At 68.2% G+C, this 13,753-nt stretch carries 13 protein-coding genes; 10 read left to right on the top strand and 3 right to left on the bottom strand.

Annotation, left to right across the window (positions count from 1 at the left end; all coding sequences use genetic code 11):
- Positions 1-24: 24 nt before the first annotated feature.
- On the bottom strand, positions 25-1,278 hold the full coding sequence (locus tag HMPREF0058_RS03510; RefSeq protein ID WP_006548307.1) for a sugar ABC transporter substrate-binding protein: 1,254 nt from the start codon (positions 1,276-1,278) through the stop codon (positions 25-27).
- A 220-nt stretch (positions 1,279-1,498) separates the two neighbouring features.
- On the opposite strand from HMPREF0058_RS03510, the gene HMPREF0058_RS03505 reads away from it, so the two are divergent.
- Positions 1,499-2,515, top strand: a complete 1,017-nt coding sequence (locus tag HMPREF0058_RS03505; RefSeq protein WP_006548306.1) for a LacI family DNA-binding transcriptional regulator — start codon at positions 1,499-1,501, stop codon at positions 2,513-2,515.
- Here HMPREF0058_RS03505 and HMPREF0058_RS03500 read toward each other — a convergent pair.
- Positions 2,512-3,279, bottom strand: coding sequence for a GntR family transcriptional regulator (locus tag HMPREF0058_RS03500; RefSeq protein WP_006548305.1), 768 nt, complete (start codon positions 3,277-3,279; stop codon positions 2,512-2,514). The two genes, HMPREF0058_RS03505 and HMPREF0058_RS03500, sit on opposite strands and share 4 nt — an antisense overlap.
- Before the next feature lie 157 nt (positions 3,280-3,436).
- Between HMPREF0058_RS03500 and HMPREF0058_RS03495 the strand changes: the two genes are divergently transcribed.
- The 9 genes from HMPREF0058_RS03495 (at position 3,437) to disA (ending at position 13,491) form a co-directional block, all read left to right on the top strand.
- Entirely contained in the window at positions 3,437-5,173 is a 1,737-nt protein-coding gene (locus tag HMPREF0058_RS03495) for a dihydroxyacetone kinase family protein (protein WP_040319508.1), read from the top strand.
- A 106-nt stretch (positions 5,174-5,279) separates the two neighbouring features.
- A complete protein-coding gene (locus HMPREF0058_RS03490) occupies positions 5,280-5,969 on the top strand; it encodes a sugar phosphate isomerase/epimerase family protein (RefSeq protein WP_006548303.1) in 690 nt (229 codons plus the stop codon).
- Between the two features lie 48 nt (positions 5,970-6,017).
- Positions 6,018-6,203, top strand: a complete 186-nt coding sequence (locus HMPREF0058_RS12995) for a hypothetical protein (protein ID WP_006548302.1) — start codon at positions 6,018-6,020, stop codon at positions 6,201-6,203.
- A 229-nt stretch (positions 6,204-6,432) separates the two neighbouring features.
- Positions 6,433-6,675, top strand: a complete 243-nt coding sequence (locus HMPREF0058_RS11715; RefSeq protein ID WP_006548301.1) for an MFS transporter — start codon at positions 6,433-6,435, stop codon at positions 6,673-6,675.
- A gap of 15 nt (positions 6,676-6,690) precedes the next feature.
- Entirely contained in the window at positions 6,691-7,653 is a 963-nt protein-coding gene (locus tag HMPREF0058_RS03485; protein WP_006548300.1) for an MFS transporter, read from the top strand.
- A 171-nt stretch (positions 7,654-7,824) separates the two neighbouring features.
- A complete protein-coding gene (gene tkt, locus HMPREF0058_RS03480) occupies positions 7,825-9,909 on the top strand; it encodes a transketolase (RefSeq protein ID WP_006548299.1) in 2,085 nt (694 codons plus the stop codon).
- Between the two features lie 184 nt (positions 9,910-10,093).
- A complete protein-coding gene (locus tag HMPREF0058_RS03475; RefSeq protein WP_006548298.1) occupies positions 10,094-10,828 on the top strand; it encodes an L-ribulose-5-phosphate 4-epimerase in 735 nt (244 codons plus the stop codon).
- Positions 10,829-10,871: 43 nt separating this feature from the next.
- Positions 10,872-12,302 (top strand): DNA repair protein RadA, encoded by a 1,431-nt coding sequence (gene radA / locus HMPREF0058_RS03470; protein WP_024036091.1) that lies wholly within the window; start codon positions 10,872-10,874, stop codon positions 12,300-12,302.
- A gap of 118 nt (positions 12,303-12,420) precedes the next feature.
- The gene (disA, locus tag HMPREF0058_RS03465) at positions 12,421-13,491 is read left to right on the top strand and encodes a DNA integrity scanning diadenylate cyclase DisA (RefSeq protein WP_006548296.1); all 1,071 of its coding nucleotides are present in this window, start codon (positions 12,421-12,423) and stop codon (positions 13,489-13,491) included.
- A gap of 80 nt (positions 13,492-13,571) precedes the next feature.
- On the opposite strand, the gene HMPREF0058_RS12990 is transcribed toward disA, so the two are convergent.
- On the bottom strand, positions 13,572-13,753 hold a 182-nt coding region (locus tag HMPREF0058_RS12990), incomplete at its 5' end, for a hypothetical protein (protein WP_006548295.1).

Below are 13,753 nucleotides of genomic sequence, written 5' to 3'. Positions count from 1 at the left end.
CCGCCTGCGGCCCCGGCCTCGCTGTCAGGACAGGAAGTCAGACTTGGCTGTCTCTAGTGCGGCCAGAGGCTCTTCCTTGCCCGTCAGCGCCGACTGGATCGCGTTGTAGAGCGCCTCGGCGGTCTTGGGCCACGCCTCACCAAGCTGGGCAGTGCGCGAGCGGCCGTTGTTCACGGCGGTGACCAGCGACTCCATCTGAGGCAGCGCCTCGATGTAGGCGGCGTCGACAGCTTCCTTCGTGGGGATGGTGAAGCGGGTGGTGTTGAGATCCAGAACCGTGTCGTCGTCCAGGAGAGCCTGCAGCAGCTCCATGGCCTTGGCCTGCTTGGCCTGGTCACCGGTCTGGGGGATCGTCCACAGCTCACCGCCCAGCGGTGCGACCGCCGTGTCACCCGCAGCCGGAACCGGGATCTCAGCCACCGCCCAGTTGACGTCAGACTTGTCAAAGGTCGTCGTCAGCCATGGGCCGTCAATGACCATGGCGGCCTTGGCGGAGGTGAACTGCTCACCAAGCTCGGTCTCGGACCAGTTGAGAACGGACTCCGACGCCGACCCCTCCCGCACGAGATCAACCCACAGCTGGAGAGCACTGGCAGCCTCGGGAGTAGCAATGTCAGTCTCGTCCGCGCCGGCTGACCAGAAGAAGGGCAGGAACTGCCAAGAGCCCTCATAGGACGCCTTCGCGCAGAAGGCGATGCCGTAGGTGTCGCCACTCGTCAGCGTCTTCGCGGCGGCCTTGAGCTCGTCCCAGGTGGTCGGCACGGCAACGCCCGCCGCGTCAAGCAGGTCCTTGTTGTAGTACAGACCGAGGGTGTTGGCACACGGACCCATGCCGTAGAGCTCACCGTCATAGGTACCAGCACCCACGAACCCGTCAATGAAACCGTCCGCCTTGAAACCGAGATCACCCAGAGGCGTCAGCGCGCCGGTCGCCGCGATCTGCTGCAGGTCAGGGTTGTCCAGCATGAGCAGGTCAGGCAGAGTCCGTGAGGAGCTCATCTGCAGGACCTTCTGGATCAGGCTCGTACCGTTGACAGTCTCACGCTCAATCGTGACGCCAACCTTCTTGGCCGCCGCCTCCAGCGTCTCAGCGAAGATGCCGTTGTCGGGGTCGTCGGCGTAGTAGTCAAGGATCTTCAGGGTGGTGACGTCGCCAGAGCCGGACTTGGTACCACCGCCTCCGCCACAGGCGGCCAGCGGCACGGCGGCCAGTGCAAGGGCGGTGCCCTGGAGGAGACGGCGACGGGCGATCGAGGTCATGGGCATCGTTGCAGACATGAGTGGATCCTTCCTCCTCGTCAAAACGCTGAAATCTCAGCCGCATACGTATGCGCATACGTATTGAATCTGATCCTTCAGTGCCTCGGACGATGATTTAATGGGGTTGGGCACAGCCTCGTCGCCGTGCTCCGTGTCACGGATGTATCGTGAGAATAAGTTGACCGCAAGACAATCTTGCGCTTCCCTTTCGACCCCACCACACGCCCCGGAGACACAGATGGCCACTTCCGTCACCAGCCGCGATGTTGCCGAGGCCGCCGGCGTCTCGCAGTCGACGGTCTCCTACGTCCTGAGCGGCAAGCGGTTCGTCGCACCAGACACCGAGGCGCGTGTCCTGGCGGCCATGGACGAGCTGGGCTACCGACCCCACGTCAGCGCCCGCGCCTTAAGGAGTCGGCGCAGCGGCATCATCGGCACCGTCGTGCCCTACCACGCACTCACGGACACCGCGAACCAGTACCGCTACGTCGTCTCGATCGCCGCCGCCTGCCGCAAGTACGACTACGAGCTCCTCATGGCCTCCTCAGAGGAGGGCATCGAGGGAATGCGCCGTCTCATCGACTCCGCCCAGTGCGACGGGCTGGTGATTATGGACGTGCTCGACTCTGACCCTCGCGTGCTCCAGGCCCACGAGGCGCGCATCCCGTCGATCTTCATCGGTACCAGCCACGACTCCGACGTGACAGCGGTCGACACCAGCTTCGAGGAGATCGCTGAGCGCTGCATCGACCTCATTGCTGATCGTGGGCACACCGAGACCCTGATTCTGACCAGCGCCTCGGAGCACGTGTGCGCCATGGGATTCTCGCACCGCTTTGACCACACACTGACGGCTCAGGCCGCACGCCGCGGCTGCGATCTCATACCGGCACAGGTCCAACGAGGTCTTGCCCCGATGCGAGAAGCGATCAGCACGGCTCTTCAGTCCCACCCCCACCTGTCCGCCGTCATCACAGGCCCGACGCTGTGCGCCGACGACGCCGCCAACGCCCTGCTCGCCCTCGGCCTGACTCCCGGCGAGGACGTCTCACTCGTGGCAGCCGCGCACCCGGCAGACTCGCCCCACACGGAGATCGACTACACCTACTTCGATGCGGACGTACCTACAGTGGTCTCCACCGCGATCGAGATCCTCATCAACACGCTTGAGGGAAGCCCCCGCAACCTCAACCAGGGCCTACAGACCATCTCCCCCTTGTTCCATGCAGGAGCCTCACTGCGCCCAATCAGTTAGACAGTCCGTCTCCCGCTTCTGCCGTCCTTCCGCACGTCGCCAACTCCCTCATCCACGCCTTCGTCCTTCTGCGTCGAGCGCGCGGCTACATTGCGCAGGTGACTAGCCAAGGCGTCTAGAGCGTCCTCATCGCGCCCTTCCTCCAGAGCCCGCAGGATCGCAGCGTGCTCCGCCACAGCAATTGGTGCGTCAGTGGCGCCAGCCCCGATCGTCTGACGCATGCGGTGAACCGAGAAGGAAAGAGCGTTGACCGACCGGTTGATGTACCGGTTCCCACAGTGATCGAGGATCGCCTGGTGAAAAGACCAGTCGATCTCGAAGTACTCGTGCACTGCCTGAACGTCGAAGACCAGTGTGGGGTCAGAGAATTTCTCTGCCTCAGCCCTGTGCCGCTCCCACGCTGAGCGAAGATCGGCGACGAGGGCTTCCTTATCTTCTAGCGCACGTTCTAGCGCACCGGCTTCCAGCACAAGCCGCGCCTCCACCAGCTCTCGCATCTGCTCCGCTGACATCGGAGGCGCCACCCGGTAACCACGACGAGTCGTGCGGCTGATCAGCCCGGTTGACTCCAGCCGAGCCAGCGCCTCCCTGACCGGAGTCGGAGAGACCTGCAGGCTCCTAGCCAGTCGATCAATGTAGAGCGGAGCATCAGGCTCAAAGACACCCGAAGTGAGCATGTCGAGGAGCGTGTCATAGACGTCATCGGTCAGGCCCCGCGCCGGAATCGGCTCAAAGGCAGGCTGCGGGACAGGGGTGGGAGACATGAGAAAACCTTAAAGGGAGCACACACCTGCACACGGCAAGGAAGCGGGATCAGGAACGGGGTATCCCACCCCTTGACACCCCACACTCCATATCCTATAGGATCTTTACGTAACGCAGGACACACCTGCAGCACGTCGCAAGGATGCGACGGAGCCCATCAAGGAGTTCACCGCGACATTCCTGGTCAACGACCCACTGACCTTTGCTGCCGACAGCCTGCGTGGCTTCGTCGCCGCCCACGCTGACCTGGTCCAGCCCGTCCACGGCGGCGTCGTGCGCGCGGCGACCTCCCCCGAGGGCGAGGTCGCCGTCGTCGTCGGTGGCGGCAGCGGGCACTACCCGGCCTTCGCCGGCTGGGTGGGCCCCGGCATCGCCCACGGTGCCGTGTGCGGCAACATCTTCGCCTCCCCCTCTGCCTCGCAGGTCATCTCCGTGACCCGCTCGGCGGACAACGGAGCCGGCACGCTCCTGCTCTTCGGCAACTATGCCGGCGACTGCCTCCAGTTCGGCCAGGGAGCCAAGGCTCTGGCCGAGGAGGGCATTGATGCTCGCATCGTGACCATCTCCGACGACGTCGCCTCGGGCAAGCCGGACAAGCACCACGAGCGCCGCGGTATCGCCGGGGACCTCATCGTGGCCAAGGTCGCCGGTGCGGCTGCCGCACGCGGGGACAACCTTGACCAGGTCGAGGCCCTGGCCTGGCGCTCCGACGACCTCACCCGTTCCCTCGGCATCGCCTTCTCCGGGCCGACCCTGCCGGGCGCCACCGAGCCCCTCTTCGAGGTGGCTGACGGCACCTACGAGCTGGGGCTCGGGATCCACGGTGAGCCCGGCCTGTCCAGTCACCAGCTGGTGGGAGCCACCGAGGTCGCCCAGCGCCTGGTCTCCGGTGTGCTGGCTGAGGAGCCCGAGCGCGGCAAGGACGGCTACCACGGCCGCGTGGCCGTCATCGTCAACGGCCTGGGCGCAGCCAAGTACGAGGAGCTCTTCGTCCTGTACGGGGACATCGCCGAGCTGCTGGAGCAGGCGGGGCTCACCATCGTGGCCCCCGTCGTTGACGAGGCCGTCACGAGCCTGGACATGGCCGGAGTCTCCCTGACGGTGTGCTTCCTGGACGAGGAGCTGGAGGAGCTGTGGACCGCCCCGGCCTACACCCCCGCCTTCACTCGCGGCCAGGTTGACGGCGCCTCTCTCAGCGGAGCCCGCCGTGAGGTCAAGGACGCCGCCGCCGCCCAGATCACCCCGGGCGCCGAATCCTCCGTGGCTCAGGCACGGCGGGTGACCGAGCTGCTTGACCTCGTGGCCCGCACCTGCAAGGCCAACGCCGAGTCCCTCGGCCAGCTCGGCTCCATCGCCAGGGACGGCGACCACGGTCAGGGCATGGTCCTGGGCGCTACGGCTGCCGCCAGTGCCGCGCACACCGCGCTGGAGGCCAAGGTCGGAGCAGCCACGCTGCTGACCCTGGCCGGCCAGGCCTGGGCAGAGGGCGCTGGCGGAACGTCCGGCGCCCTGTGGGGTCGCGCGCTGGAGACGATCGCCTCACGCCTGAGCGACGAGACCCAGACCGACGACGGCGACCTGGTCCAGGCGGTCGCAGCCGGGGCTCGCGCCGTGGCCGAGTTCGGCGGGGCCGAGGTCGGTGACAAGACGATGGTCGACGCCACCGAGCCCTTTGTCCAAGCCATGAGCGAGGCCGGCACTGACCTGGCCTCCGCCTTCCGAGACGCGGCCGAGATCGCCACCCAGGCTGCGGCCTCCACTGCAGACATGGCCGCCCGCAAGGGACGCGCCAAGACCCACGGCGACGCCTCTCTGGGACACCCCGACCCCGGCGCGGTCTCCTTCTCGCAGATCGTCACCGCTATCTCCCAGGAGCTGGCAACCCGCTCCTGACACCCGCCCCACCACTTGCCCTCAAGCCGGGCCCGCCCTCCAGCGTGCCAGGCCAGGACCAACACACCCTGACACACCCCCAAGGAACGACATCAAGGAGGATGACGTGTACACAGCAGACGGCTGGCCCATCGCGGCCAAGATCAGCTACGGCCCCTACACCGAGGACGGCCAGCTCGCCGCGCAGGCACCCGCGAGCGTCTGGCGCGAGCAACTCACCCAGGTGGCCGAGCTGGGCTACCGCTACATCGACCCCATGGACGACTGGGTGCCGATCGGCGACATCAGCGACGAGCGCTTCGCTGAGCTCAAGGAGGTCCTGGACGACCTCGACCTGCGCATCATCGCCATCTCGATCGGGCGCAACTCGGTCATCGACACCGAGCGTGGCGACGAGAACCTGGCAATGGTCCACCGCACCATCGACCGTGGCGCCGAGCTGGGCGCCAAGTTCGTTAACGTCGGTTTCCTCCAGGAGCTCTACCCCGCCCAGAAGGAGGCCCTGTGGTTCTGGCTGGCTGACGGCCACCATGACGACCCAGCGCTGTATGACAAGGCTGTAGAGCGCGTGCGCGAGCTGGGCGAGCACGCACAGAGCCTGGGCATGCAGATCAGCCTGGAGATGTACGAGGACACGTTCCTCGGCACCCCCGAGGGCGCAGTCCAGTTCCTCAAGGACATCGACCACGCCGCCGTCGGCATCAACCCGGACATCGGCAACCTCATCCGCCTGCACCGTCCCATGCCCAAGGGCGAGGACATGTACGACATCGTGCTGCCCTACGCCAACTACTGACACATCAAGAACTACATCCGTGACGAGGACCCGGCCACCGGCTCCTACATGTCCGCGCCTGTCCCGCTCAAGTACGGGACGATCAACTACCGCGCCGTGATCCGCAAGGCTCTCAAGCTCGGTTACACCGGCCCCTTCATGGTCGAGCACTACGGCTCGGACTGGCTCGGCGTAGGCGTCGAGAACGCCGAGTACATCCGCGACGTCATCCGCTCCTACCTCAACAACAAGTAAGGACGACGCCGTCTCACCAGGCCTTCCACGGCCACACCTGTGCGGGGGACGCACGTACTCGCCTCCCCCGCACAGGGAGGGTGCGCCCTCAACACCCCGCGGCGACCTCACGTCGCCTACCACCTACCATCCCGTCAGACGTGACAAGGAGGTCACGCATGACCCACCACCCCCTCTGCGTACGGGCTTCACACCCAAGCCCGCCATCGTTGAGTCCGCTCTGTCCAAGGTGACCAAGCGCCTCATCCCGTTCCTGCTGCTGATGTACGTCATCGCCTTCGTTGACCGCACCAACCTCGGTTGGGCCCAGCAGGCCTGGGAGGCCGACTACGGCGTCTCTACTGCCGCCTACACCTTCGGCGCCACGCTCTTCTTCATCGGTTACGCCGTCTTCGAGGTCCCCTCGAACCTCATCATGCACCGGGTCGGTGCACGGTGGTGGATGACCCGAATCATGATCAGCTGGGGCTGAGTCGCCGCCTGCTTCATGTTCGTCCAGGGGCCGATGAGCTTCTACACCCTCCGCTTCCTGCTGGGTATCACCGAGGCCGGCTTCTTCCCCGGCGTCATGCTCTACCTGACCTACTGGTACCCGGCAGCGCGCCGTTCCTGGGCCACGGGTCTGTTCTACATGGGCCTGCCCATCGCCAACATGTTCGGCAACCCGCTGTCCGGCGGTCTGCTGGAGCTTGACGGCCTGCTGGGCATGGACGGCATCCACTGGATGTTCCTGGTCGAGAGCCTCCTGGCCGTCGTCGCCGGCTTCATCTGCCCCTTCGTCCTGGTTGACCGCCCCGCCAACGCCCGCTGGCTGACCCAGGACGAGAAGGAGCACCTCAGCGAGCAAATCGCCCACGAGGAGGCCGCTAAGCACGAGGCCAAGCCGATCTCGTGGAAGCAGGCCATGCTTGACCCGCGCATCCTCTACTTCTGCCTCATCTACCTGTGCATCCAGGCCTCGGTCTACGGCCTGACCTTCTTCCTGCCCAAGCAGGTCGTCAACATGACCAACGGCGAGGCCGGCCTCAAGGCCCCCCTCATCACGGCCATTCCGTGGGCCGTGGCCCTGATCGGCGTCATCATCCTGCCCAAGGTCGCGGACCGCCGTCAGAACCACGCTGGTCTGGCTGCGCTCATGCTGGCCTTCTCCGGCATCGGCATTGGGGGCTCCGCCTTCTTCCTGCACAGCCCGGTGCCGGCTCTCATCCTGCTGTCCATCGCCGCCAACAAGGTCCCCGGCGCCTACTGCGCCTGCGTGGCCGACGTCTACCAGGCTCAGCGCGCCAGCCTGTCCAACAACGCCAACCTCATCTCCATGGGCTCCCAGGTCGTGGGCCCCGAGAGCGCCAAGGTCTTCCTGCGCGAGTACCTGGCCGGCCAGTTCGACCCCAACGGCCGCTCCGGCCCCAAGGTTGAGCGCATCTGCGAGTTCGAGCGCAGCCAGGCCTGACCATACGTCCCTCCCCACTTTTGTTCTCCCCTGATACTTTTGGGGCGGGAACACCACCTCCCGTCCGCGGGCGTGCTGTGCAGTTGAGCCAGCGCACCCTCGCGCGGGAGGATCAGCACAGTCGGGGCAACACTCATCGTCGCCCCACCCACGACAAAGGAGCCTCAAGCGATGAGCCCTGCCCCCTTCTCTCTGACCGACGACGACCGCAAGGCCGTGGCCGTCTCCAAGGCACTGGCGGCCGACGCCGTCGAGAAGGCCGGATCCGGTCACCCGGGGACCGCCATCTCCCTGGCCGGCGTCGCCTACCTGCTCTACCAGTACGAGATGGCCTGCGACCCGGCCAACCCGCAGTGGCTGGGTCGCGACCGCTTTGTCCTGTCCGCCGGGCACGCCTCCGTGCTGCAGTACGTCCAGCTGACCCTGGCTGGCTACGGCCTGGAGGTCAGCGACCTGGAGCAGCTGCGCCAAGCCGGCTCCCTGACCCCCGGCCACCCCGAGTACGGCCACACCAAGGGCGTGGAGACCACCACTGGCCCGCTGGGTGCGGGCCTGTCCAACGCCGTCGGCCTGGCCATGGCTGCCCGCCGCGAGCACGGCCTGTTCGACGCCGCTACCCCGGCCGGCGAGTCCGTCTTCGACCACTTCGTCTACACGATCATGGGCGATGGCTGCCTCCAGGAGGGCGTGGCCGCCGAGGCCGCCTCCCTGGCTGGAACCCAGCAGCTGGGCAACCTCATCGCCATCTATGACGACAACGACATCTCCATCGAGGGCGACACCGACATCTCCTTCACCGAGGACCCCTCCGCACGCTTCGCCGCCTACGGCTGGCAGGTGCTGGACGTGGACTGGAAGAAGGGCGGCACCTACCTCGAGGACCTTGAGGCCCTCCACGCCGCGCTTGAGGAGGCTCGCGCCGAGACCACGCGCCCCACCCTCATCCGCCTGCACACCATCATCGCTTGGCCCTCGCCCACCAAACAGGGTACGGCCGGCTCCCATGGCTCCAAGCTCGGCACCGACGAGGTCGCCAGCCTCAAGGAAGCCCTCGGTCTGGACCCAGCCAAGAGCTTCGACGTCCCCGCCGAGCTGCTGGCCTACACCCGCGGACACGTTGCCGAGCGCGCCAAGGCCGCCCACGAGGACTGGGACGCACGCTTCGAGGCATGGAAGTCCGCTAACACCGAGGGCGCTGCCCTGCTGGAGCGCCTGGAGGCCCACACCCTGCCTAAGGACCTGGCCGGCGCCCTGCCCACCTGGGAGCTCGGCGAGTCCGTGGCCACCCGCGCCGCCTCCGGCAAGACGCTCACCGCCCTGGCCCCGGTCATGCCGGAGCTGTGGGGAGGCTCGGCCGACCTCGCCGGCTCGAACAACACCTCGATGGCTGGCGAGCCCTCCTTCCTGCCGGCCAGCCTCGCTCAGAACGACGGCGACGGGCCTTACGGCCGCACCCTGCACTTCGGTATCCGCGAGCACGCCATGGGTGGCATCCTCAACGGCATTGCCCTGGACGGCCTGACCCGCCCCTACGGCGGCACCTTCCTGGTCTTCAGCGACTACATGCGCCCGGCCGTCCGTCTGGCCGCGCTCATGGGCCTGCCCTCGACCTTCGTGTGGTCGCACGACTCGATCGGTGTGGGTGAGGACGGCCCCACCCACCAGCCGATCGAGCACCTGGCCTCCCTGCGCGCCATCCCCGGTCTCGCCGTCGTGCGCCCGGCCGATGCCAACGAGACCGCGGCCGCCTGGCTGGCGATCCTGGAGCAGCGCGGTCCGGCCGGCCTCATCCTCAGCCGCCAGAACCTCCAGGTCGCTGCGACCCCGCAGGCCGCTCGCGAGGGGCTGCGCAAGGGCGCCTACGTCCTGGCTGAGGCCACTGACGCCTCCGGCGCCGAGGCGAGCCCCGCCGTCGTCCTCGTGGCCACTGGCTCCGAGGTGGGCGTGGCGCTGGGCGCCCGTGAGCTGCTGCAGAAGGCCGGGACGCCCACGCGCGTGGTCTCGGCCCCCTGCCTGGAGTGGTTCAACGCCCAGGACGAGGCCTACCGCGCCTCCGTCCTGCCCAAGGACGCCACCAAGGTGGCCATCGAGGCCGGCATCGCCATGGGCTGGCGCGAGTACGTGGGCGACGACGGCGCGATCGTCTCGCTCGAGCACTACGGCGCCTCCGCCCCGGGCTCGCTGCTGTTCAAGGAGTACGGCTTCACGCCCGAGCACGTGGCCGAGGTCGCGACCCAGGCACTGAACAAGGCCTGATCCCGCAGACCTGACGCCGCGTTCGTGCCCGAGCCAGGAGGTCCTGGCTCGGGCACGAACGCATTTTCCACCCCCCTCCGGGCGACTTTGCGGGCGGGAGCCGCTACCATGACACCTAAGTGAACGTTCACATCGGCGGTCCGGCTCCACCGTTGGAGCCCCGCCCCGTCTCACAGGAGCCTGTATGACCACCGTCCCCGTCCTAGCCGAGCTCGACGACGCGCTCCAGGCCGCCGTCGCCGCTACCCGTGAGCGCGTGGCGGCCCTGCACGCCGAGCTGCCCCGCTGGGGGCTGGTGGTGTGGACCGCCGGGAACGTCTCCGAGAGGGTCACCGTGGACCGCGGCAACGGCCCCGAGCCCACCGACCTGTTCGTCATCAAGCCCTCCGGCGTCTCCTACGACGAGCTGAGCGCGGAGAACATGGTGGTGTGCACCCTGGAGGGCACCAAGATCGCGGACGGCACGCCCGAGCACCTTGTCCCGTCCTCGGACACGGCGGCTCACGCCTACGTCTACCGCCACATGGAGGGCGTGGGCGGCGTGGTCCACACGCACTCCACCTACGCCACCGCCTGGGCCGCACGGCGCGAGCCCATCCCCTGCGCCCTGACCATGATGGGGGACGAGTTCGGCGGCGAGATCCCGATCGGCCCCTTCGCCCTCATCGGCGACGACTCGATCGGCCGCGGCATCGTTGAGACCCTGCGCGACTCCAAGTCCCCCGCGGTCCTCATGGCCAACCACGGTCCCTTCACGATCGGCAAGGACGCACGCGCCGCCGTCAAGGCCGCCGTCATGTGCGAGGAGGTCGCCAAGACCGTCCACGTGGCGCGCCAGGGAGGCGAGATCCACCTCATCCCGCAGGACCTCGTTGACCGCCTTAACGACCGCTACCAGAACGTCTACGGCCAGCACTGATGGCTAGGGGCGGGGGCCCGCCATGCAGCGCTAGCCTGCTGCCATGCCTTCGACCACGACTTCCGGCACAGCCCGCGGTTCCCGTAAGAACCGCGTGTCCTACGTGTGCACCGAGTGCGGTTGGACCAGCCCGAAGTGGCTGGGCCAGTGCCGCGAGTGCCGCGAGTGGGGCACCTTGGAGGAGTTCACCGAGGCCGGCACCACCAAGGGCACGGCGCTGGCGCAGCAGTCCGTGGTCCGGCCGTCCACACCTGCACGCCCCATCGGCGAGGTCAGCGCAGAGGAGGCGCGGGCACGCTCCACCGGGGTCGGCGAGCTCGATCGCGTGCTCGGCGGCGGGATCGTGCCAGGCGCCGTGGTCCTGCTGGCAGGGGAGCCGGGAGTCGGCAAGTCCACCCTCCTGCTCGACGTCGCAGCCAAGGCCGCTGCGATGTCCCGCGAGCGGGGTGAGGGTCCTGTCCTCTATGTCACGGGAGAGGAGTCGGCCAGCCAGGTCCGCCTGCGCGCCGAGCGGATCGACGCGATCGACCCCGCCCTGCTTCTCGCCAGCGAGACCGAGCTCGGTGCCCTCCTCGGGCACGTCGAGGCCGCCAGCCCCTCGCTCCTCATCGTCGATTCCGTGCAGACCATCGCCTCCGCCCAGGTCGAGGGGTCGGCAGGCGGGGTCACCCAGGTCCGGGCCGTGGCCGGCGCCCTCATCGCCGTAGCCAAGGAACGCGCCATCCCCGTCCTGCTGGTCGGTCACGTCACCAAGGACGGCGGGATCGCTGGGCCCCGCGTGCTGGAGCACCTGGTGGACGTGGTCTGCCAGTTCGAGGGAGACCGGCACGCCCGGCTGCGACTGCTGCGAGCGGTGAAGAACCGCTACGGGCCAACGGACGAGGTCGGATGCTTCGACCTGGGAGAGCGCGGGATCGTGGGACTGGCGGACCCCAGCGGCCTGTTCCTGTCCGCAGCGCGCAGCGAGGTTCCCGGCACCTGTGCCACCGTCACCCTGGAGGGGCGCCGCCCTATGCCCGTCGAGGTCCAGGCCCTTGTGGCGCAGACGGCAGCTGGCTCGCCACGGCGTACCACCTCAGGCGTGGACCACTCGCGCGTGGCCATGGCGCTGGCCGTCCTCACGGCGCGGTTGCGGGTGGACACCTCCTCCTCGGACGTCTACGTCTCCACCGTGGGCGGGGCGAGGGCCGTTGAGCCCGCCACAGACCTGGCAGTCGCCATCGCCGTGGTCTCGGCCGCGCAGAACCTCCCCACTCCCCCGGGGCTGGTCGCCTTCGGAGAGGTCGGACTGACCGGTGAGGTGCGCGCGACCGTCGGCATCCAACGGCGCCTGGCGGAGGCCGCCCGCCTCGGCTTTGACCGAGCGATCGTGCCCCTGGCCGGCTCCCAGGAGCTGCGGGCCGTTCCGGGCCTGCAGGTCCTGCCCGTCTCACATGTCGGGGAGGCGGTGGGAGCCGCGTTGCCGCGGGGCTGAGCCCGCCCATCTCAGAGCGACGCAGGTCACGGCGCCCCTGACAGGTCCCCGATACGATTCGCACGCAAAGCCGCCACGTGGCTCTCGCCTCGCCCTGTCCTTCCCAGGAGCCCCAGTCATGACCGATCCCCACTCCCCCACCCTGCGCGACACCCTGGCTCTCATCGCGCCGGGGACCGTGCTGCGTGACGGTCTGGAGCGGATCCTGCGCGGGCGGACCGGTGCGATCATCGTCCTCGGCTTCGACTCCACGGTCGAGGCCATCTCCTCCGGCGGCTTCGAGCTCGACGTCGAGCTGTCAGCCGCACGCCTGCGCGAGCTGTCCAAGATGGACGGGGCCGTCATCGTGGACCGTGCCGCAGGACGGATCCGGCGGGCCAACGTCCAGCTCCTGCCCGACTCCTCGGTCGAGACGGTCGAGTCCGGGATGCGTCACCGCACCGCCGAACGCGTCGCCCGGCAGACCGGCTACCCAGTCATCTCCGTGAGCCAGTCGATGCAGATCATCTCCCTGTACGTCGACGGCAAGCGTCACGTCATCGAGCCCAGCGAGGCGATTCTGGCTCGCGCCAACCAGGCGCTAGCCACGCTGGAGCGCTATACCACCCGCCTAGCCCAGACCTCGGCGAGCCTAGACGCCCTGGAGATCGAGGACCTGGTCACCGTGCGAGACGTGGCCACCGCCGTCCAGCTGCTGGAGATGGTGCGCCGCATCGCCTTCGACGTGGACGGATACGTCGTCGAGCTGGGAACTGATGGACGGCTGCTGGCTCTCCAGCACGAGGAGCTCACCCGCGGGCTCATGGCCGAGCGTGACTTCCTCCTAGCCGATTACCTGCCCGACGGCCTGGACACCACCACCGTCGAGGCGCGTCTGAAGTGGGTGGGGTCCCCCGCCCTGCTGGACCTGGCGATGGTAGCGCGCTCGATGGGCCTGGGCGGCCCGGACGGGCAGGACCTTGACGCCTCCCTGGCCTCCCGGGGACTGCGCATCCTGTCCAAGATCCCGCGGCTCCCCCTGGTCACTGCGCGCGCCGTCGTCGAGCACTGGGGTTCCCTGCAGGCCGTGCTGGGCGTGAGCCTGGAGGAGCTGGAGGCCCTCGACGGCGTCGGCCCACGCCGGGCACGCACCCTGCGTGACGGCCTGTCCCGACTGGCTGAGATCTCCCTGGTCGACCGCTACTCCTGAGCCCGCCGGCTCACCAGCCTGGGGGAGCCTGCCACCCGGCCTGGAGGCCGTGCACCGGCTCGCCTCAGGCTCCACGAGCCTTAGGTGATGACCAGAAGGAGCTGGGGCCCCAGGTCCTGCCCAGCGAGCTGGAGGCGAAGCTGGTAGGTCCCAGCCGTCGCGTACGAGCCGCCGCCGCTGACGCTGAGCGCAGTGGGCTGGTGACTGGCGGGCTCCGTCGCCTGCGCGCTGGCGGACGGCGTCGCCGGCCTCCTGGCTCGCC

Origin of the sequence: Actinomyces urogenitalis DSM 15434, assembly GCF_000159035.1 — a bacterium.
Taxonomy (GTDB): domain Bacteria; phylum Actinomycetota; class Actinomycetes; order Actinomycetales; family Actinomycetaceae; genus Actinomyces; species Actinomyces urogenitalis.
This window is presented reverse-complemented; position numbering and strand designations above follow the sequence as displayed.